Source organism: Lachnoanaerobaculum saburreum DSM 3986 (assembly GCF_000185385.1).
In the GTDB taxonomy this organism is placed as follows: domain Bacteria; phylum Bacillota; class Clostridia; order Lachnospirales; family Lachnospiraceae; genus Lachnoanaerobaculum; species Lachnoanaerobaculum saburreum.
Map to the genome: position 1 here is coordinate 643,340 of NZ_GL622296.1, position 19,782 is coordinate 663,121.

At 36.5% G+C, this 19,782-nt stretch carries 15 protein-coding genes and 1 pseudogene; 14 read left to right on the forward strand and 2 right to left on the reverse strand.

Going from position 1 to position 19,782, the window contains the following annotated elements; translation table 11 throughout:
• Positions 1 to 184: 184 nt before the first annotated feature.
• The 7 genes from HMPREF0381_RS03120 (at position 185) to HMPREF0381_RS03150 (ending at position 10,214) form a co-directional block, all read left to right on the forward strand.
• Positions 185 to 1,879, forward strand: coding sequence for an AIPR family protein (locus HMPREF0381_RS03120; protein WP_008750416.1), 1,695 nt, complete (start codon positions 185 to 187; stop codon positions 1,877 to 1,879).
• Positions 1,880 to 2,136: 257 nt separating this feature from the next.
• Positions 2,137 to 2,673 (forward strand): 5-methylcytosine restriction system specificity protein McrC, encoded by a 537-nt coding sequence (locus tag HMPREF0381_RS03125; RefSeq protein WP_040461101.1) that lies wholly within the window; start codon positions 2,137 to 2,139, stop codon positions 2,671 to 2,673.
• A gap of 124 nt (positions 2,674 to 2,797) precedes the next feature.
• Positions 2,798 to 3,688: a Fic family protein gene (locus HMPREF0381_RS03130; RefSeq protein ID WP_008750418.1), complete on the forward strand. Its 891-nt coding sequence runs from the start codon at positions 2,798 to 2,800 to the stop codon at positions 3,686 to 3,688.
• Entirely contained in the window at positions 3,676 to 3,864 is a 189-nt protein-coding gene (locus tag HMPREF0381_RS15970) for a winged helix-turn-helix domain-containing protein (RefSeq protein WP_008750419.1), read from the forward strand. The genes HMPREF0381_RS03130 and HMPREF0381_RS15970 overlap by 13 nt, the downstream gene beginning before the upstream one ends.
• 21 nt (positions 3,865 to 3,885) lie before the next feature.
• Complete coding sequence (locus HMPREF0381_RS03140) at positions 3,886 to 5,070, forward strand: DUF6361 family protein (protein ID WP_008750420.1); 1,185 nt, start codon at positions 3,886 to 3,888, stop codon at positions 5,068 to 5,070.
• Between the two features lie 4 nt (positions 5,071 to 5,074).
• Positions 5,075 to 6,925 (forward strand): phospholipase D family protein, encoded by a 1,851-nt coding sequence (locus tag HMPREF0381_RS03145; RefSeq protein ID WP_008750421.1) that lies wholly within the window; start codon positions 5,075 to 5,077, stop codon positions 6,923 to 6,925.
• 10 nt (positions 6,926 to 6,935) lie between these two features.
• Positions 6,936 to 10,214 carry a DEAD/DEAH box helicase gene (locus HMPREF0381_RS03150; RefSeq protein WP_008750422.1) on the forward strand — a complete coding sequence of 1,093 codons (3,279 nt, stop codon included), beginning with the start codon at positions 6,936 to 6,938 and terminating at the stop codon, positions 10,212 to 10,214.
• A 169-nt stretch (positions 10,215 to 10,383) separates the two neighbouring features.
• On the opposite strand, the gene HMPREF0381_RS03155 is transcribed toward HMPREF0381_RS03150, so the two are convergent.
• Entirely contained in the window at positions 10,384 to 10,623 is a 240-nt protein-coding gene (locus tag HMPREF0381_RS03155; RefSeq protein WP_008750423.1) for a LysR family transcriptional regulator, read from the reverse strand.
• Positions 10,624 to 10,816: 193 nt separating this feature from the next.
• Positions 10,817 to 11,779, reverse strand: coding sequence for a helix-turn-helix domain-containing protein (locus HMPREF0381_RS03160; protein ID WP_008750424.1), 963 nt, complete (start codon positions 11,777 to 11,779; stop codon positions 10,817 to 10,819).
• A gap of 184 nt (positions 11,780 to 11,963) precedes the next feature.
• On the opposite strand from HMPREF0381_RS03160, the gene HMPREF0381_RS03165 reads away from it, so the two are divergent.
• The 7 genes and pseudogenes from HMPREF0381_RS03165 to HMPREF0381_RS16040 all read left to right on the forward strand — a co-directional run.
• The gene (locus HMPREF0381_RS03165) at positions 11,964 to 12,575 is read left to right on the forward strand and encodes an MptD family putative ECF transporter S component (protein WP_008750425.1); all 612 of its coding nucleotides are present in this window, start codon (positions 11,964 to 11,966) and stop codon (positions 12,573 to 12,575) included.
• A complete protein-coding gene (locus tag HMPREF0381_RS03170; RefSeq protein WP_008750426.1) occupies positions 12,572 to 13,300 on the forward strand; it encodes an energy-coupling factor transporter transmembrane component T in 729 nt (242 codons plus the stop codon). Before HMPREF0381_RS03165 ends, HMPREF0381_RS03170 begins: the two co-directional genes overlap by 4 nt.
• A 3-nt stretch (positions 13,301 to 13,303) precedes the next feature.
• Positions 13,304 to 14,815 (forward strand): ABC transporter ATP-binding protein, encoded by a 1,512-nt coding sequence (locus tag HMPREF0381_RS03175; protein WP_008750427.1) that lies wholly within the window; start codon positions 13,304 to 13,306, stop codon positions 14,813 to 14,815.
• Positions 14,808 to 16,565: an ABC transporter ATP-binding protein gene (locus HMPREF0381_RS03180; RefSeq protein ID WP_040461103.1), complete on the forward strand. Its 1,758-nt coding sequence runs from the start codon at positions 14,808 to 14,810 to the stop codon at positions 16,563 to 16,565. The genes HMPREF0381_RS03175 and HMPREF0381_RS03180 overlap by 8 nt, the downstream gene beginning before the upstream one ends.
• Positions 16,562 to 18,271: an ABC transporter ATP-binding protein gene (locus HMPREF0381_RS03185; protein WP_008750429.1), complete on the forward strand. Its 1,710-nt coding sequence runs from the start codon at positions 16,562 to 16,564 to the stop codon at positions 18,269 to 18,271. The genes HMPREF0381_RS03180 and HMPREF0381_RS03185 overlap by 4 nt, the downstream gene beginning before the upstream one ends.
• Before the next feature lie 428 nt (positions 18,272 to 18,699).
• Positions 18,700 to 19,311 (forward strand): PepSY domain-containing protein, encoded by a 612-nt coding sequence (locus tag HMPREF0381_RS03190; protein WP_008750431.1) that lies wholly within the window; start codon positions 18,700 to 18,702, stop codon positions 19,309 to 19,311.
• Positions 19,312 to 19,599: 288 nt separating this feature from the next.
• Positions 19,600 to 19,668: pseudogene (locus HMPREF0381_RS16040) on the forward strand (transposase); the annotation flags it as partial.
• Positions 19,669 to 19,782 lie beyond the last annotated feature (114 nt).

Below are 19,782 nucleotides of genomic sequence, written 5' to 3' on the forward strand. Positions count from 1 at the left end.
TAAAGCAGGTATTAGAAAAATTGGGGATATAAGTTAGACAAATTCAAGTGTTATGTAGCGGAGGTAGAATTGCTGGTGCAATGAAAATTGGTTCATATTGGGAAATTCCGGAATATGCGAATAAGTCTACAGATAAGAGAATCAAAAATAGGAAATATATTAAAAATAGAGAGGAGTATTGAAAATGGCAACTAAGCTGACAAATAATCAAATATTATTAAAAGAATGTTTAGAACAAGAATTTAAAGAAAGTAGTGGATATAGTGATATAAACACTTATTTTGAACATTTTGCAGCATCACAAGTACTAAAAGATTTTAATCTTAGTGATGAAGAGATTGATAGTGGCAATTCTGGTGGTGGTAATGATGGAGGCTGTGATAGCTTATATATTTTTTTGAATGGTGAATTGGTTACTGCCGACCAAATAGAGGGATTGAATGCTACAAAAGGATCTTATTTGGATTTCTTCATTTTACAGTCTAAAAACACTACTTCATTTGGAGAAGATGCTTTAATGAAGTGGAAAACTGTCTCTGACAATCTTTTAAATATGTCAAATGGATTAGATAAGTTCTCCAAAAGATATAACGAAATTACGATTGAATCTTTTGGACTTTTTAGAGACGCTATGGCTAAGTTGGTTAGAAGTCAAGTCAAGGTGAGATTTTTCTATTATTATATTACTTTAGGTATTGAGGCTCATTCTAATGTCTTTATGCAAGCAGATGAATTAAAAAAACTTGTTAAAAAGCATTATCCGTCATCAGAGGTTCAGGTAGATTTTATTACCGCTGATCAATTAATAAATATGTACAATTCGGATAGTGAGACAAGAGTTAATTTAGAATTGGCAGATCAACCGATTTCACTAAGTGAAAATGAGTATATTAGTTTAGTTAAATTGGGTACATATTTTAAATTTATTACAGACGATAATCTATTTTTAAGAAAAACATTTTTTGAAGCAAATGTTAGAGACTATCAGGGTCATAATAGCGTTAATTCGTCTATTGCTAATACGCTAGAGGGAGAAGGAAACGAGGAATTTTGGTGGCTAAATAATGGGGTGACAATTCTTTCGACAGATATTAAATTAATAACAAATAAATCTTTGCAAGTTGTAAATCCTGAAATAGTTAATGGATTACAGACTTCGAGAGAAATATATAATTATTTTTCAGAGCGAAGAGAAAGAATCGATAACGATAACAGGACAATTTTAGTTAGAGTTATAAGACCTAAAAGTGAGGAGTCTAGAGATAATATTATTTTTTCTACTAACAATCAAACAAGCATTCCAAAATCATCTTTAAGAGTAACTGATACAATTCATCTGCAGATTGAAATGTATTTCAAAAATAGGGGATTGTATTATGATAGAAGGAAGAATTATTATAGAAATCAAAAGAAAAAAGCTATTGATATAATCAGTGTTTCCTTTCTTGCTCAATGTTTAATTTCACTTGTACTAAGAAAACCTGATTTTGCGAGAGCAAGGCCATCAACATTGTTAACAGATGAGGAAACATACAAATACTTGTATGAAGATAATCAAGATTTAGAAGCATACTATAAGGCGGCTAGAATAGGAAGAAGTGTTCAAAGCAGTTTAAAAACTTCTACAGATATGATTAACACTGAAGTAAATGACATACTTTTTTATGTTATATATGCTGTTGTTGCTAATGAGCTAAAGAAGAAAGAATTAAGTTTTATTGATTTAAAAAATTTTGATTTGAATAAAGTAACAGAAGGTTCTATATCTGAGATTTCAAATAGGATATACTCAAAGTACATAGAACTTGGTGGAAATAGTAGAATAGCAAAAAGTAAAACTTTTATAGATGATGTATGTTTACTGTTTGATTTAAGTTAAAAAATATTTATTGACTACTATAATAGTTACATAAGCCTGCAGATATATAGTCCGCAGGCTTCTATAGATTTATATGAACTTTTTTTATATATTTTATCGCTGTTTTTTGAGCTTTTTTATTAATGCATAGCTTTGAGTTTTTCTCTTATTCAAATTAATCTTTTTTATAATTTCTCCTTTAGTATAGCCAGCGTATAGTAGTCTGATTTTTTCCTACATTTGTGGTGTTCTCACCTGAAATAAATTACGAGGATATGTTGGCAAAAGATGACTGGGAAATTTTACAGGACAAAAGAGGTAATAAAAATGGACTAGAGAAAAAGTATCATTATATGCCTTTACTTTATGAGGTGTTTGTTAGGGAACAAGTAAGAAAGTATTTGTTAGAAAATAACAATTGTAGTTTAGTTTCCATTACAGACAGTAAGAAAGAGGTATGTAATGGGCAAATATTTTATAGATGTAACAGTAGGGACGGAAAAGGAGAATCTGAAATATACTTAGAAGGAAAAGTTATTCCAGATATTATATTAAAAGAGGAAAATGGAAGTGAATACGTAATCTTTGATGTAAAATATAAAACAGGAGAAACTAATTCTGGGACCAGAATAGATCGATTTCAGATACTTGCGTATGCATATATATGGGATTGTAAACGTATTGGACATATATTTCCTAAAAAAGATAGTGACATTTTAGATATTAATAACATAAAATATATAGAATTAAAGTGTAATACAGAGTCAGATGATAAGTTTAATTCTTTTTTACGTAATTATTTAGAACAAACTTAGACAGTTGGTGTATAGTTATAATCTTTAATGAACTGGTTTTATATAAAGGATAATGGATGAATTTATGAGGTGTAAGCCAAGTTTTTAAAAGGTAGAAATTATAACTTATTAGGGAGGTGATGTTTTGACGGATAAGAACTGGAATCTTGAGCTAAACGAATATATACGCCAAGGTGAACCTGATAAGGTTGAAAAGAGTAATGCATGGAAAACTGCTATCGGACTTCAGGATGTAGATGGGCTTAAGCCTTCAAAGTATTTGATTGAAACTGCAAAAGATCATATTGAAGGCAAGATTAGTATTTCTGAAGCGGATAGGCTTATAAGCAGTTACTATAAAGAGAGAAAAGACAGGGATGGTGTGGAAGCAGATACAAAAGAAGCGGATATTGTATCTGTAAGAATCGCAAAATTACTTGGGGAGAAGACATTTCAATTTTCACCGGTAGAATTACAAAATATTCATCGTAGATTATTTGAAGGTGTACTTCATTATGCCGGAAGAATAAGAGATTACAATATTACCCAAAATGAATGGGTACTTAAGGGAGATACAGTACTGTATGCATCATTTGACAGTATCAGGGCTACACTTGATTATGACTTTTCACAGGAGAAGAACTTTTCTTATAAGGGATTGAATATATATGAAGCAATTAGACATTTTGCTAAATTCACATCAGGAATATGGCAAATTCATCCGTTTGGCGAAGGCAATACAAGATCAACTGCAGTATTTATTATAAAATACCTAAAGACATTCGGTTTTACTATAAGCAACGATACATTTGCTCAAAATTCATGGTATTTCAGAAATGCTTTAGTGCGAGCAAATTATAACAATCTGAGAGCAGGTATTCATGCTACAAGTGAATTTCTTGAATTGTTTTTTGAAAATCTTTTAATGGATACGAAGCATGATTTAAAAAATCGATATATGCATATTGATTTTAATGCCCAAAGTGCCATTCAAAGTGCCAAAATGGCACTTTGGAACTGTCTTTGGAAGAATTAGCTATTATAAATGCCTTAAAAAATAATCCTACATTAACTCAAAAACGGATTTCGGAGCTTGTAGGGAAGTCGGAGAGAACAATTAAGAGATGTACCGTAGAAATGCAGGAAAAAGGTTTAATTGCTCGTGAGAACGGAAAACGAAACGGTAAGTGGAAGATACTTATAGAAGCATAATACGCACTAAAAAGGAAGACTATGCAATTAGGATGGGTTAATTTTTCAAAAGAAGACAGACAAAAGGCACTGGATGTTATCAATCTTTTAAGTGAACAGGGTGCAGTTGATGAGCTTGGGATAGGAACTGTCAGAGATGCCTTTGCAAACTGCTTTTTCCCGGGAACATCTACAGTACAGACAAGAGCAAAATATTTTTTTATAGTTCCATATATATTGAAAGATGCGGTTGACGGTAGATATGGCAAGGATATAGACAAGATTCTAAAAGAAATAGATGCTGATGAAAAAGACTGTGCGAAAAGATTGTTAAATTCAGACTCTAAAGTCGAAGGTGTTATCGGAAGCAGAGTCCTTCCCAAGGGATGGGTGTCAAGAAGACCTTCCGACATATACTGGAACGGAATTAAAAGATATAGGATATTTTGTTATAAGGACTTGTCAATACGTGAGTATATATCACCGGCAGTAAAGATTGAAAATCAAAAATTCGCTATAAAATCGGCAAAGTATACTTATGACGAGGAAGAAAATAATGATGATGTAGATGCCGGGGATATAGACAGTATAAAGTTTTGGAGTCTGCCTTCTTATGGTAATGATTGGAGAGACAATCTTACAATTGATCTCACAAAAGAAGAGTCTGAGTATTTGAACAAGCAGATTCAAAAGGAGACGAGGGGGTCTCTTTTGGAGTATATACTTAAAAATAAGATTATCCTTGATGAATACGACAGTTTTGAGTCTTTAAGATATGCACTTTCAGATAAAGTTGATAGAAAAACGTCAGATATGATGAAGCTTGCATGTGACTTCAACAATTTAATATATATGGCAAGAGTAAGATATAATCTTATGTTATCGGAAGGTGAGAATAAAGAGGCACTCAGTGAATGGGAAAGATTAAGAAATGATATTAAGTACAAAGCTCAAGTAAATTTGGATGAGGTATTTTTTAAATTAAAGCTTATTAATATCAGAACAAAGAAATTTCTTTGTGATATACAAAGCGCATTTATGAATGAAGACATTGATTTGGCAGATGAAATAATACGTAAGAGAGAACTGCATTTAAAGGGAAGCGCACGGGCAAAGTTAATGAGAACAAAGGAATTTGATCATTCCAAATGGGTAGGCGGTAAAGAACTGGACTACAGATTTTTTAATGCAAGACGTATTATAAACGATATCTATAATTGGAGATAAGTATATGTTTAGACCTGATTCAAACAGTGACAGGACTGATTACGGTAATATTTTAATGCCGCCAAAGGGTTATAAATTGGAAAGTGCAGTAGGAACAACCTATTCACTGGATTTGGAAGCTCTGACATCGGTAGCTGTTTGCCTCGGATTATCTGAGGAGGCGGACAGCAGACTGATGCAAAACCCTATATGTATGTTAAATGCATTACAGAAAGTATCAGACAGACTGATACTTTTTTGTGAAGCCGGGCAAATCAAAGTACCTTCAAAGCCTACAGCATTATCTATTTTACTTGAAAAAATAGTGGTGGAAGTTGCATTACCTAAGGATAAAGGTGTGGGCAGATATCCTGCATTTCACCCTAAAACCTGGATGTTGTCTTATATAAACAGCGAGGGAGACAGGAAGTATCGCTTTGTAGTGATGAGCAGAAATCTGACATTTGACAGAAGCTGGGATATCAGTTTTGCAATGGACAGCAGTAAGAAGGTCAGACAAAAAAGAAAAAGTGCACCGATATGTAATTTTTTGGAGTATTTGGCTCGCAACGTAAATAAACAATGTATTGATTACTTAAAGAAAAGAAATCTTATTCGAAAAATGATGAAGGAAATTAAAGATATTTCTTTTTCACTTGACAGTAAGGTATTCGGAGAGAATTTTGAAATACTACCTTTGGGCATTGGAGAAAAGGCATACAAAATAGAAAATGATAAATTGTTTTGTACGCAAAAAGGTAATGCAGATTCTACATTTAATGAGCTTGTTATAATGTCACCTTTCTTATCGGGGAGTGTAATAGCAGACTTTAACCTTTCAGACAGAGCATTGTCGGAGTGCAGCAGAACCATTATTACAAGGAGATCTGAACTTGGAAAATTAAGAGAGTGTGATGTCAATAATTTTACCATCTATACATTAAAAGATGAAATCATAGACGGAGAAGATGAGATCTCGGATGAGTCATCGGATAAAAGAAAACAGGATATCCACGCAAAGATATACTTGAGAAGAAAATATGCCGATGTGGACTTGTATCTCGGCTCTATGAATGCATCATATTCTGCAATCAATAAAAATGTGGAAATGATGGTAAAGCTTAGTACAAAGAATAAACATCTTAACGGCGAAAGGTTTTTGGATGATATATTTTGTGGGAATGCGGATGATACAAAAAATCCTTTTGAACAGGTTACTATAGAAAGTGCAATAGATGACACGGCAGATATTAACAGAAATATATTGGAAGATAAAATAAAGTATCTATGCAGAACAAAGAAAATTGCTTATATTTCAAAAGACGAATCCAATACAGATAGATACAATATAAAAATAGAATTTAGCGGTATTGATACAGATGAAAATATAATGATTTCACCGATTAATTCAAAAAGGAAACATATCTTGTCCGAGTATGTGGAGTTTTTGGACATGGATATATTGCAATTATCAGAGTTTTATAAAGTGGAAATTAAGTCAGGTGATACTGTACTCAACAGGATTATCATGATTCCCACAATCGGTTTTCCTGATAACCGAGAAAATATAGTGGTAAACAGTGTTATAGGAGACAAAGTATCTTTTATAGAATATATTTCACTTGTACTTGGTGATGACTATATTTTATCTATGATTGAGGGAAAGCAAATAAGAGAATCAGGGATGTTTAGAAAGAAAAGCGGTATAATGCCTGCAATATATGAGAAAATGCTGAGGGTAGCAGTGACAGAACCTGAAAAGATAAAAGATATCGGATATGTACTTAAGATGGTAAATGACAGTGAAATTATACCGGATGAATTTCGTAGGCTATATAAAACATTTTGCAGTACTCTAAAATTGAGAATACAATAAAGGATTATGTATGACACAGTTTGATATAGATGAGATTGAAAAGCGCACTATGAATATGTTGAAGGACTTTCAGGCGGAAACTGTTAAGCGTGTAGATTATCTTTTTAGAAATAAGCAGAATCATGTGCTTGTTGCCGATGAGGTCGGCATGGGTAAGACACTTATCGGCAGAGGTGTGATTGTAAAGACAGCGAGACAAAAAATTGAAGAAAAGTGCAATCTATGTAAGGTAGTTTATATTTGCTCAAATCAGAATATAGCAAATCAAAATATCAGAAAGCTTGATATCACAGGCAGAAATATCGTTGAATCGGTGTCGGATACGAGATTATCCATGCAACATCTAAAGATCATGGAACAAGCAAGTGATGAGGCTATAAAAGATGGATTTATACAGCTTATTCCGTTTACACCGGAAACCTCGTTTAAAATGACATCGGGAGGCGGAAGTGTACAGGAAAGAGCTTTGATTTTTGCAATCTTAAAGCGGATTCCTGATTTTAAGGCTCATATAAAAACCCTTGAAGATTTTATGATGTATGGCGCCGTAAAGTCATGGGAGAGTGGTGAAAAATACAATTATGAGAGTCGTGTGGCACAATGTGAAGAGGCTACAGGAGGTATCTGTCCTAAAAATATAATTGATAAGATATGTAGCGAAGAATTTAAGGAAACAATAGATATTTTAATGAACCATTTAAAGGATAGAAGGTATAATAGAGAACCTTCATACTCGGACTATGCAGTAATGAATAAGCTTAGAGTTATGTTTGCAAAGATAAGCGTATCCATGTTGGAACCTGACCTTGTAATTATGGATGAGTTTCAAAGATTTAAGTTCCTTATATCAGATGAAGACAGTGAAATAGGTATACTTGCTAAAAGATTCTTTAGCGGTAGAAATACAAAGGTGCTTCTTATGTCTGCGACTCCATATAAGTTGTATTATACACCGGAAGAGATAGATGAGTCACAGGGTCATGAACATTATGAGGAATTTTTTCAGGTTATGAAATTTATCTTTAATGATGAAGCAAAATACACTGAGTTTGATGAAATATGGACAAATTATTCTGTTGTACTTAAAGAGGCGAAGATAGTAGATACTACCGTTATCGAGTTGAAAAAATTAGCTGAAGACGCCATGTATCAAGGTGTCAGCAGGACAGAGCGTATATCTGTTATGGATTCAGGAGATTTTATAGATGACGGCAGTATTAAATATCATTTGCAGGTAAATGAAAATGATATAAATTCTTATATACAGATGTCTGCTTTATTGTTAAATGCCAAGGTAAGTGATAACTGTCCGATAGATTATGTAAAGAGTTGCCCCTATCTAATGTCATTTATGAGAAAATATAAGATTAAAGAACAAATTGAAAGGTACTATCGCAAAAATAAATATGAACTTGAGAGTGAAAGAGTTCAAAATCTTTTGTGGTTAAGCCGCAGCAAAATAGGCAAATATGAAGAACTCCCAAAGACAAATGCAAGACTGGAAGCTTTAAAAGAGAAAGCATTTACTAACGGCGCAGAAAAATATCTATGGATTCCACCTTCTATGCCATACTATGAGATGCAGGGTGTATATAAAAACAGTAAATGTTTTTCTAAAATACTTGTTTTTTCAGCATGGGAGATGGTGCCTAGAATGATAGCTGTCATGTTATCTTATGAGGCGGAGAGGCTTACAGTAGGAAAACTTGTAAATCAAATAAAAAACAGAGATATAAAAAATACAGGTTATTTTGTAAAAGACACGAAAAAATACCCGTCACAAAGACTTGGATTTAATACTTCAAACGGCGAAGCAAGAGGTATGACTTTACTTACACTGATTTATCCTTCAAAAGTACTGGCAGATATGTATTTACCTATTGAATCGCTCAATAAACATGAATCTCTAAAAGATATAGAAAAGTCTATAAGACGTAGATTAACCGGTAAACTTAGAATATTGGAAGAAAAGTATAGAGATTTTTCTAAAAAGAAGGAAGATAAAAGATGGTATTATCTTGCTCCTATATTTATGGACGGATTTGATTACACCAAAGATTGGGCAGAGAATATTTTATCGGATCAAAATATAGATGATGAGTATGAAACCTTTGATATAACGGATAATCCAAAAGATAAAGGAAACGAGGGGTTTAAAGCCCATATTGAAAAACTACAAAATTATTTGGAATATCGAGAAGAAATACATCTTGGCAGAATGCCTGATGACTTGGTAGAAACACTAATAAATATGGTTTTAGGTTCTCCGGCTGTTTGCATATATCGTTCAAATTTGGGAAACAGAGAAATGGCGACATCATTGGCTAAAATTTTTATAAAAAATTTTAATCTTCCGGAATCCACAGCCATTATTGACCTTGCATATGGAAGATGTAGGGATGATAATTCGCATTGGCAAAATGTCCTTAAATACTGCAAAGAAGGCTGTTTTCAGGCTATGATTGATGAATATATTCATATGTTGAGAGAAAGTGTCGGTTCTCAAGGTGATAATTATAAGAACAGTACCGTTATATATAATATTATGGTCGATTCATTAAATATACATAAAGCTACATATGTCGTTGATACTTATGCAGATTTTAAGAAGCGAATTACCGGTACAAATGAAACAGGAGCTGAATGTAGGATAAGATCAAGTTATGCGGTAGGTTTTAGTAATGAGAAGGGAGATAATTCAAAGACTGTTATAAGAAAGGAAAATATCAGAAATGCCTTTAACTCTCCGATGCGTCCCTTTGTATTGGCTACTACATCCATAGGTCAGGAGGGGCTTGACTTTCATAATTATTGTCGTATTATAATGCATTGGAACTTGCCAAGTAATCCTATAGACCTTGAACAAAGGGAAGGCAGAGTAAACAGGTATAAATGCTTGGCAATAAGGCAGAATGTAGCCGACAAATATGGTAAGAATACACTGTTTGAGAAAGATATTTGGAAAGAGCTGTTTGAAGCGGCAGTTAAAGAAAGAAAAGAAGGGCAATCCGAACTTATTCCGTTTTGGTGTTTCGGAAAGAATCAGAGTATAAAAATTGAAAGACTTGTACCGATGTATCCTTTAAGTAAGGATGAATTAAATTATGAGAGATTGATTAAAATCCTTTCTTTATACAGATTGACTTTGGGGCAGTCAAGACAGGAAGAGCTTTTAGAGTATTTATTTAAAGAGTTTAGGGACACAAGTGAATTGAAGAAATTATTTATTGATTTGAGTCCGTTTTCTAAGGAGAAGAAAACGGGGGTTTCAGAAAATGCTAAATTTTAATTCCTCCAGAATAAAATAACAATATCCTGACAAATACAAGGCGCTTTGGCTTTGTGACTTTGTCAGGATATTTTGTTTATATATAATACTGTCTATTTTTGAGCATAATACCCCGGTGGCTAAAATTTACAACCTTTATATTTTGTTTGGTATTTAATTGCTTCATTTTTTACTTTATATTTTCCATGTGATAAAGAAGTTCACGGCTATGTGTATATAAATAATCTCCATATTCAGTTGGAATTGTTCCGGTTGATGTGCGTTCAAAAAGTACGGCTTGAAATTCATATTCCAGTTTTCTGATTATACGCCTTAGCCCCTGTGGAGTAATAAAAAGCTCACCGGCAGCTTTGTTAATACTGCCTTCTTCATACACAAGTCGAAAACACCGAAGATCTCTTGTATCCATAAAGTAATAAGTTCCTTTTCGTTATATCAACAATCTACACATTATGTATGCCGATATAAAAATCAATTTAAACTTGTATTTGGCACAGACACAAGTGCAAGTTATACTATCAAAGTAAATTAATGTAATGACTCGTCAATGCTTATCAAGGAGAATTGATAATATTACAGAGCTTTGCAAAGAGTTATCTGCCTTATTTCCTATGTGCCATTTTGCGATATTCTGCCGGAAACAGCCCGGTATTGTTTTTGAAATTTGCCGCAAATCTTCCGGCATTGGAATATCCGACAGCCAAAGCAACATGGTCGATTGTAAGATCTGTAGATGTCAGGAGCATTTCCGCGTGGCTCATACGTCGCTGTTGGATATATTCAGAAATTGTGCAATGATAGATATGCTTAAAAGAGGTCTTCAACTTTGTTGTACCCATACAGGCAATTCGCGCAAGAGTAGCAAGTGGAAGCTCTGCGTTGAAATGGTCATTAATATAGGAAGCAACATTATTCAAGGCATCCACGTCTTGCTTGGATATTTTTGCACAAGGATCATTTTTATTACTCTTTCCGTGTTCATAAACAAGAGAAACAGCTTCTGCGACCTTGGCCTCATAGAATAACTTTGCCGGTATTCCTTCTCCTTTGTAATTCCAAACTCGGCGCAAAAGGTGTGACATCTCCGGGAAATCAAGCGTTTGCCCAACGCGACTGAAAGCATCATGCGGAGGAAGGTAGTCATCAGGGTAACTTTCCCTCAGATATTTTTCATAATATGCAGGGAAAACCTCTATACCCACGGAACGGATCGGAATATTCTTGTGCATAATGGCTGTATAAGCCTCATGCCCTCCGTGAAAAGTTTTTACACATCCGGCAATTAAGCGACGGTAAGGGTTCAACTCTTCACCTGACACAGAATTATAGTATGTAATGCTTAAGCACTCCGGAGTGTTAAGAGATATAAAGCTGTCTTTGAAAAAATAGAAATCATGGATTTTAATATCAAACAAATTTTTTTCTCCATATACCCAGTAATATCCACAGGCTACTCCCTTTGGTGCAAGATACAATTTTCCTGCAGGGCTAAAGTTGGGTGACGGCTTAATTTCAACAAATCCGTTGGCTGTAAGCCATTCTCTGTAAAAATCACTAATTTCCATACAATCACCTCGAAATCATACATATCAGACATAAATTTATACATATCGGACGAACAGCTCTTAACTGTATTGTTTAGTTTTTCTTGATTTTCTATACTATTCATATAGTTAGTAGTATCTAACAACATATTACCATAGCGTCTCTTGAATTTCAATACGTGTGTATAAAGGGAGGTCATTTGTTATGACAAACGAAACAAACATCAAGAAACAGAAACTTACAGTCAAGGAACTCATTACGGTCGGTATTTTTTCTGCAATCATTTTTATATGTATTGCATTGAGCGGAGGCCCCTTTGCGATGTTCCCAGCGCTGACCTTTTATTATCCGGTAGGTGGGTCACTTCTTGCCGGACCTGTGTATCTTTTACTGATTGCGAAAGTGCCAAAATCCGGACCGATCTTTATTGCAGGACTGTTGATGGCAATCTTCTGCTATGTGACCGGCATGCATATCGGCATGACAGTCGGATACTTGGTAGGAAGTACATTGGCGGATCTGGTGGCATTGAGCGGACGCTATAAGAGTATAAAAATCAATATCCTGTCCTATATTGTTTTCTGTCTCGGTGGAACCGGATCCTATATTGCTTATTTCATAAATCCAGAAGTTTGGGTGAGGCGGATGTTGGAGAAAGGTACACCGCAGGAGTATCTGAATACAATGGCGGCAACAGTCAACCGTTGGATTTTGATAACCATGTTGGCAGGCACTGTTTTAGTCGCTCTTTTCAGCGGCTTTGTCGGAAGTAAACTGTTAAAGAAACAATTTGAAAAAGCAGGGATAACGGCATGATTTGGAGCGTATACACAGAAAATCGGCTCGGTCTGCAATTTGACCCCCGTACAAAAATCATCATGCTGATTCTGTGCGTAATCTCAGCGACGATTGCTCCATCGCTCCTGTATGAGAGCGTGCTTATTTTTGCGGTTACAGTATTCGGGTGTGCAAGTGGAAAAGTTCGCAGGTCACTTTTCTGTGCGGCATTTTATGGCGCTTTCTATATGCTGACAAAATTTGTTATATCACTTGAAAAAGGGACACTTTACACTGTGTTCACATCATGGCTGGGATTGTTTTATACTGTATACCCTTGTGCGTTTCTGGCAAGCATTATTCTTTCCACAACGAAGGTAAGCGAGTTTTTGACCGCGACGAGCAAGGCACATATTCCTAATAAGGTGGTTATTCCGTTGGCGGTCATGCTTCGATATATTCCCACGGTTTGTGAAGATTGGGGTTATATCAAAGATGCCATGAGGCTTCGGGATGTAACTCCCTCTTTGTTCGGATTTCTTAAAAACCCGGCCATGGCGGTGGAATGTCTTTATGTCCCTTTGCTGATGACGGCTTCCAATACGGCAGATGAACTTTCTGCCGCCGCGCTCACGCGTGGGATAGAGAATCCGACACCGCGTACCTGCCTTATTGAGGTACGGTTTCGGGGAAGGGATTGGATTGCAACAGTTCTTGCAGTCTGTGTACTTGTTTTGGGTTTTATTTGGGAAAGGATTGTGTAGCATATGATTGAGTTTAAGCATGTATCTTTTGCGTATGATTCGCACGGGGAACAGGAAGATATACATAGAACGGATGATTTACATGACATTAATTTGAAAGTAAATGACGGAGAATGCGTTCTTCTTTGTGGAAAAAGCGGATGCGGAAAGACCACGATGACACGCCTTGTGAATGGGCTTGTTCCGCATTTTTATCCCGGTAAGCTGACCGGAGAAGTCCTACTTTACGGGCGAAACATATCAGAAATACCAATGTATGAAACGGCATCTCTTGTCGGCTCGGTATTTCAGAACCCAAGGACGCAGTTCTTTAATGTAGACACAGATAGCGAGATTGCTTTCGGAGTGGAAAACCGGGCATTCCCAAGGGAACAGATTGAGGAAAAAGTAGCTGCCGCCGCAAAGGATCTGAAAATTGAAAATTTGCTCAAAAGAAATATTTTTTCTCTTTCAGGAGGAGAAAAGCAGAAGATTGCTTTTGCTTCAGTATATGCAATGAACCCCTGCGTCTATCTGCTGGATGAACCGTCATCCAATCTGGACATGGAAACAGTAGCTTCTTTAAGAACTCATCTTAAAATGCTTAAGTCTCAGGGAAAGACCGTTTTGATCGTTGAACATCGGTTATATTATCTGATGGGTATCGCTGACCGGATTATTGTATTTGATGAGGGGCAAATAAAAAAGGTTTACTCTGCACAAGAGTTTCTGAGCCTGACAGATGAAGAACGCCGGATTATGGGTCTTCGAACTACAGATTTGCGAAAAGAAGTTCCCGAAGTAATCATGGATGAAGAACGGGAAATAGGGTTGGAACTAAAAAATGTTTCCCTGTACTACGGAAAAAAAACTGTAGTAGAAAATATCAGTACAAAAATCTCACGAGGAGAGGTGATTGCACTTGTCGGGAAAAACGGCACGGGTAAAACAACATTTTCACGAGCCCTTTGTGGATTGCATAGAGAGACAAAAGGGGATTTTTTCCTGGATGGCAGAGTCATCCCAAAGAAGAAACGGCAGAAAATCTCATATATGGTCATGCAGGATGTAAATTATGAGCTTTTTGCGGAGAGCGTAGAAGCAGAATGCTCCTTCGGAATTAAGAACCCTGATTCAGGTTTAGTCGCAGAAACGATGAATGTACTGGAACTGACACCCTTTGCCAAGCAACATCCCGGTACGCTTTCCGGCGGACAAAAGCAAAGGGTAGCTGTTGCTGTGGGACAGGTTTGTAAAAAAGAACTGATTGTCTTTGATGAGCCTACCAGCGGATTGGACTATGAAAGTATGGCAAGGGTTGCCAAAATTGTCCACAATCTCTCCGAACAGGGGAAAATCATATTTGTTGTTACACACGATTATGAATTTTTTTGCAGGACATGTAACCGTATGCTTGTTTTTTCTGATGGTGAAATAAGCTATGATTTAAAATGTCGTGCAGATAACAAGGAGCAGATAATGCGGTTGTTATTTTTTGCCATGTGTGAAAATAAAGGAGGTGATCTGTTTGAATAAGAGTCGGGAAAAGCCGGTCAAATTGCTTCTTAAATGGGCAGGCAGCGACAAATGGTATTTGTTTGCCTCTGTTTTGTGTGCATTCTTAAGCGGACTGTTTGTAATCGGACCGTATGTCGGAATTTATCGCTTGATGGATGCCGTTCTGATTGGAATGCTGAAAAAGCGGATACTGGAGGACTGTATCGTTTTGGTAACCGTCACAACAATTCTTCGCATGATCCTGCTTGGTCTGTCAGGTGTGCTCTCGCATAAAGGTGCTTATAACGCTCTGTTTAAGGTGCGTTGCATGATTACAGAACACCTGGCGAAAGTTCCGCTTGGATACATCAATGAGAGGAGCACAGGTGAAATCAAAACAGTCTTGAATGAGAACATTGAGAATTTGGAGTTATGTCTTGCACATAATATTCCGGAGCTTGTCAGCTATCTTACCGGTCCTATCATTATTTTTGTTTATCTTATGACAGTGAATGTCCCTCTGGCACTGATCTCTTTGATTCCTCTTCTTTTTGATATTCCGGTTATGATGGCGGTGTTTAAGAAAATGTCGGATATGCTGCCGGAGGCGAACGAATCCCTTGCAGGCTTCAATTCCGTCATGGTTGAATATGTACGCGGAATGCGCCTGATCAAGGCATACCGGATGGGCAGCAAATCATTTAAAAAGTTCAGAGAAGCCATTCTTGATGAAAATAGGGCGTGGAACAAGATTTCGAAAAAGACTGCTCCTTTGTATGCCGTATTCATCCTGTTGCTGGAGTCCGGATTTTTGATGATTGTTCCCCTGGGCGGACGGATGTTTTTGAGGGGGTCTATCACAGCAAGCGTATTTCTTTTGTTTGCCTATATCGGCTCATTGTACTTGACGGAATTGCTCCCGCTTCAGCAGCTTTCAAGCAATTTCGCACAGGCATTTAGCGGCATTATAAAAGCAAAAGAAATACTGGAACTTCCGATCTTTGAGGGCGGGGATGCTTTTCCAAAAAACCATGATATCGCACTAAAAGGCGTGTGCTTTTCATATGACGGGAAGACAAATGTGCTTGAAAATTGCAGCCTGTGCATTCGGGATGGAGAAAAGATTGCCGTTGTAGGTGCATCCGGAGCAGGAAAAAGTACGGTTGCAGCTCTGATTGCACGTTTTTATGACGTGGATGGCGGAGAGGTTATGATTGGAGGAAAAAATATCAAAAGCATTCAATATGAAACGCTTCTTGAGCATATATCTATTGTCTTTCAGAAGACTTTTCTGACACAGGACTCTGTCTTTGACAATATCCGCATGGGGATGAATGCTTCTTTAGAACAGGTACGGAAAGCTGCAAGAGAAGCACAAATTGACGATTTCATTATATCCCTCCCGGATGGATATGATACAAAAGTCGGAAGTTACGGTTCACGCTTCTCAGGTGGGGAAAAGCAGCGGATCGCAATTGCAAGAGCAATTTTAAAAAATGCACCTATTCTTATTTTGGATGAAGCGACGAGTGCCGCCGATCCGGAAAATCAGTTGGAGATTGATAAGGCGATCAGTAACCTGTGCAAAGGAAAAACCGTCATTATTATTGCCCATAGACTTAGTGTGGTCGGAATGTGCGATAAGGTTGCGGTGGTAGAGAATCACACTATTTCAGATATCGGAACACATGACGAGCTGCTTTCGCGCAACAGATATTACAAAAAAAGCTGGGAAAGCTATAAATCAGCAAGAAATATCACTTATGAGAGGGGAGGAAGCGGCAGATGACAGACAAAAAACTTTTCCATAAGAATCACCGGTTTTACTGCGGTCTGATATTGACCGTTTTGGAAGGGCTGCTTTCCGGAAGCAACTATATTGTCATTTACGCGGTGATTAAAATGCTGTATGACGGATCTGTTGATATTAGGAACATATTTTTAATATCCTGCCTTATCGGGGCTATCTTTGTGATACGACTTGTCATTTACAGTATTGGTTATACACAAAGCCAGGTCGGTGGCGCTGAGGTTTCTAAAAATATCCGTCTCGGCCTTGGAGATAAGCTGAGGAGAGTTCCGCTATCCGGCTTTACCCAAAAACGTGAAGGGCAGTATATAAATATCATGACGACAGATGTAAACAGTTATGAACAGATTCTGACACATAAACTTGCCGCCCTTGTGAAAAACGGGGTTCTGTCCGTGATCGTGACGGCCTTTATCTGTGTTCTGTATTTTCCGGCTGCTGCCATCCTGATATTTTCTCTTCTTCTATTGGTTCCTGAAATGTGGTTGTCGTTTCGAATTGTGAAAAAGTACGGCAAGGAGAAGAATTCTGTTACGGCAAAAGCTGTAGGACAAATCGTCGAGTACATTGACGGAATCCGGACTTTTCGATCCTATGGAATGGGTGGTACTAAAAACAGGAATATAACAGATGTCATGCGAAAATTCAGCACAGTCAGTTATCAATATGAGGCACATGGCATTCCGGTTAATTTCACTTTTAACATTGTGAATTGGCTTACTGTTCCGCTTGTTATGTGGATCGGATTCATCCCATGGCAATCCGGAGACATTCATGCAATCAGTTTCCTGTTTCTGTGCATGATGCCGATGATTTTAGCAAAGCTGACCGCTTCGATTTCGGTTGACATGTTCAGTTACAGGAACCTCCTGATATCAAAGACAAACATTCAAAACGTATTGGCGGAAAATGAAGAATCGAAAAGCAAATATGTTTTTTCTCCAAAAGAGCATGGTATCTCATTTTATGATGTGTCGTTTTCTTATGTGAAGGGAGAACCTGTTCTGAAAGAAATGAGTTTTTCAATACCGGATAGCAAGCTGACCGCAATCGTGGGAGACTCCGGATCGGGCAAGTCAACTATCCTGAATCTGATTGCGAAGTATTATGATCCGGAAAGTGGAGAAATTGACATCGGAGGACAAGCTATCCGCTATGTCAATGCAGAAGATGTGCTTGATATGATCTCAATGGTGGATCAGGACACATTTCTGTTTAATGACACAGTACGGGAAAACATACGCCATGCAAAACCTTCAGCTACAGATGAAGAAATAGAAAAAGCCTGTAAAGAAGCAAACTGTGACACATTCATCCGCAAAATGGAAAAAGGTTATGATACTATTATCGGTGAGAATGGTAATCTACTCTCAGGTGGTGAACGGCAGAGGCTTTCTATTGCCCGTGCCATATTGAAAAACAGTCCGATTCTGCTTCTTGATGAGGCAACATCCTCTTTGGACATTGAGAATGAATTAGCTGTAAAACAGGCAATTTCAAATCTTCTGCAAGAAAACAAAACTGTTGTGATGATTGCTCATACATTGTCTGTTATAAAAAATGCTGATCAAATTCTCGTGGTGTCCAGTGGAAAAGTAGCGGAGTCCGGAACCCATGAGCAGCTTTTGGCTCTGGGCGGCAAATATTCTGCTATGTGGAGTGCTGAACAGCTTTTCATGGCATAGAGGGGGATTCAAACCCAATGTTCTTTGAATTTGGAGCAGATAACAGGAATACCGCTATTCTTTTAGGATTACATAAGGATATATATAAATTTTTATATCAGCAAAAAATAAAAATAAAAAATTTTAAAAGTTTGCAATAAAATGCTATCCTCGTGCATTAACATAGTGAAAGGGTAAAAAAGAGAACTTGAAAAAGCGGCAGTCTTATAAGAAGATCCATATAAACGTCGACGGTGGATGATTAGCTTATAGAGGCAGCTCAAAGTAAATAAGGGGTTTGTAATTTTAATAAATATAATTCCCTGACCTTTCAAGATAAATATTTACAGTATGGATGATATTTTGAAGAGGGCTTTAAAGAGCTTATATTTAACCGAGCAGTGAAAGTTTCAAAATATTTTTAGCGGAAGCGGAAAGGATGGTATACAATGAAAAAGTTTAATGGATTAAGTAAAGGTTTTATGGGCGTTGCAACAGTGGCTTGTTTATTATTTGCAGCAGGAGTAATAGGAGTTCCGTATTATGGAAGCGTAGGAACAGAAGCGGTTGGAGTAGCAAAGAAAGCAAATAAGGCAAATAAAACAAAGAAAATAAGTGCAGATAAGGCTAAAAAGATTGCCCTTGGAGATGCAAAACTTGCAGAAAAGAATGTAACTTTCGTAAAAGTGGAGCTTGAGTTTGAGGATAACAGACTTGTTTATGATGTGGAGTTTTACAGCGGAAATGTTGAATACGATTATGATATAGATGCAGTGAGCGGGGCAATAGTATCGGCAGATAAGGATATTGAAAACTATGTGATTCCTGCACAGCCAAGTACAGAGGCTCAAGCATCAGAGATTTCAGTGGAAAAAGCAAAGCAGATAGCACTTTCACATGCAGGAGTGGGATCGGCAAGATTTACAAAGGCAAAGATTGACTATGAAAACGGTGTTAAAGTTTATGAGATTGAGTTCAAAGTAGGAAATATGGAATATGAGTATGATATCAATGTTGTAAACGGAGCCATAGTCTCAAGCAGTGCTGAGATAGATGACTAATATCAGTATAGTTTAAAATCTTATAAGTAAAGCATAATGAGCTGTATTGGTCATAATACTAAAGATAAAAGTGATGGAATACCTGAGCTTAGTGTCTGAATAGTGTAGGATTTTTTAAGTAAAACTTATGTTACTCTAAGTTTAGAAATATATGATATAAACCTAATATCAAAAAGGCAATTAATTAAATATAAATCAATAAAGTGGGGCTGTGAAATAAGTCCCTAAAAGAAATAGGACCATTCGTTCATGCGAAAGGTCCTATTTTTGTGGTAAAATTAACTTGCAATGAAAAATTTACCCAATACTTATTGTAATTCAAAACAAGGATATTTACCACTGTTTCTTTCAGATTGCAGCGGTGAGGAATAAATATTTTATATTTTTATCTCTATTCCCATTTTTTTACTTTCCGGCATTTTATCCACTACTGAGTTGTAAATTATTTGTGTTATCCACTTTTTATGGGCA

Coding starts and splice junctions, on each gene's coding strand:
- HMPREF0381_RS03160 (WP_008750424.1), bottom strand. CDS start 11,779: ATGGAAATTAGTGATTTTTACAGAGAATGGCTTACAGCCAACGGATTT.
- HMPREF0381_RS03150 (WP_008750422.1), top strand. CDS start 6,936: ATGACACAGTTTGATATAGATGAGATTGAAAAGCGCACTATGAATATG.
- HMPREF0381_RS03190 (WP_008750431.1), top strand. CDS start 18,700: ATGAAAAAGTTTAATGGATTAAGTAAAGGTTTTATGGGCGTTGCAACA.
- HMPREF0381_RS03140 (WP_008750420.1), top strand. CDS start 3,886: ATGCAATTAGGATGGGTTAATTTTTCAAAAGAAGACAGACAAAAGGCA.
- HMPREF0381_RS03120 (WP_008750416.1), top strand. CDS start 185: ATGGCAACTAAGCTGACAAATAATCAAATATTATTAAAAGAATGTTTA.
- HMPREF0381_RS03175 (WP_008750427.1), top strand. CDS start 13,304: ATGATTGAGTTTAAGCATGTATCTTTTGCGTATGATTCGCACGGGGAA.
- HMPREF0381_RS03185 (WP_008750429.1), top strand. CDS start 16,562: ATGACAGACAAAAAACTTTTCCATAAGAATCACCGGTTTTACTGCGGT.
- HMPREF0381_RS03145 (WP_008750421.1), top strand. CDS start 5,075: ATGTTTAGACCTGATTCAAACAGTGACAGGACTGATTACGGTAATATT.
- HMPREF0381_RS03155 (WP_008750423.1), bottom strand. CDS start 10,623: ATGGATACAAGAGATCTTCGGTGTTTTCGACTTGTGTATGAAGAAGGC.
- HMPREF0381_RS03165 (WP_008750425.1), top strand. CDS start 11,964: ATGACAAACGAAACAAACATCAAGAAACAGAAACTTACAGTCAAGGAA.
- HMPREF0381_RS03170 (WP_008750426.1), top strand. CDS start 12,572: ATGATTTGGAGCGTATACACAGAAAATCGGCTCGGTCTGCAATTTGAC.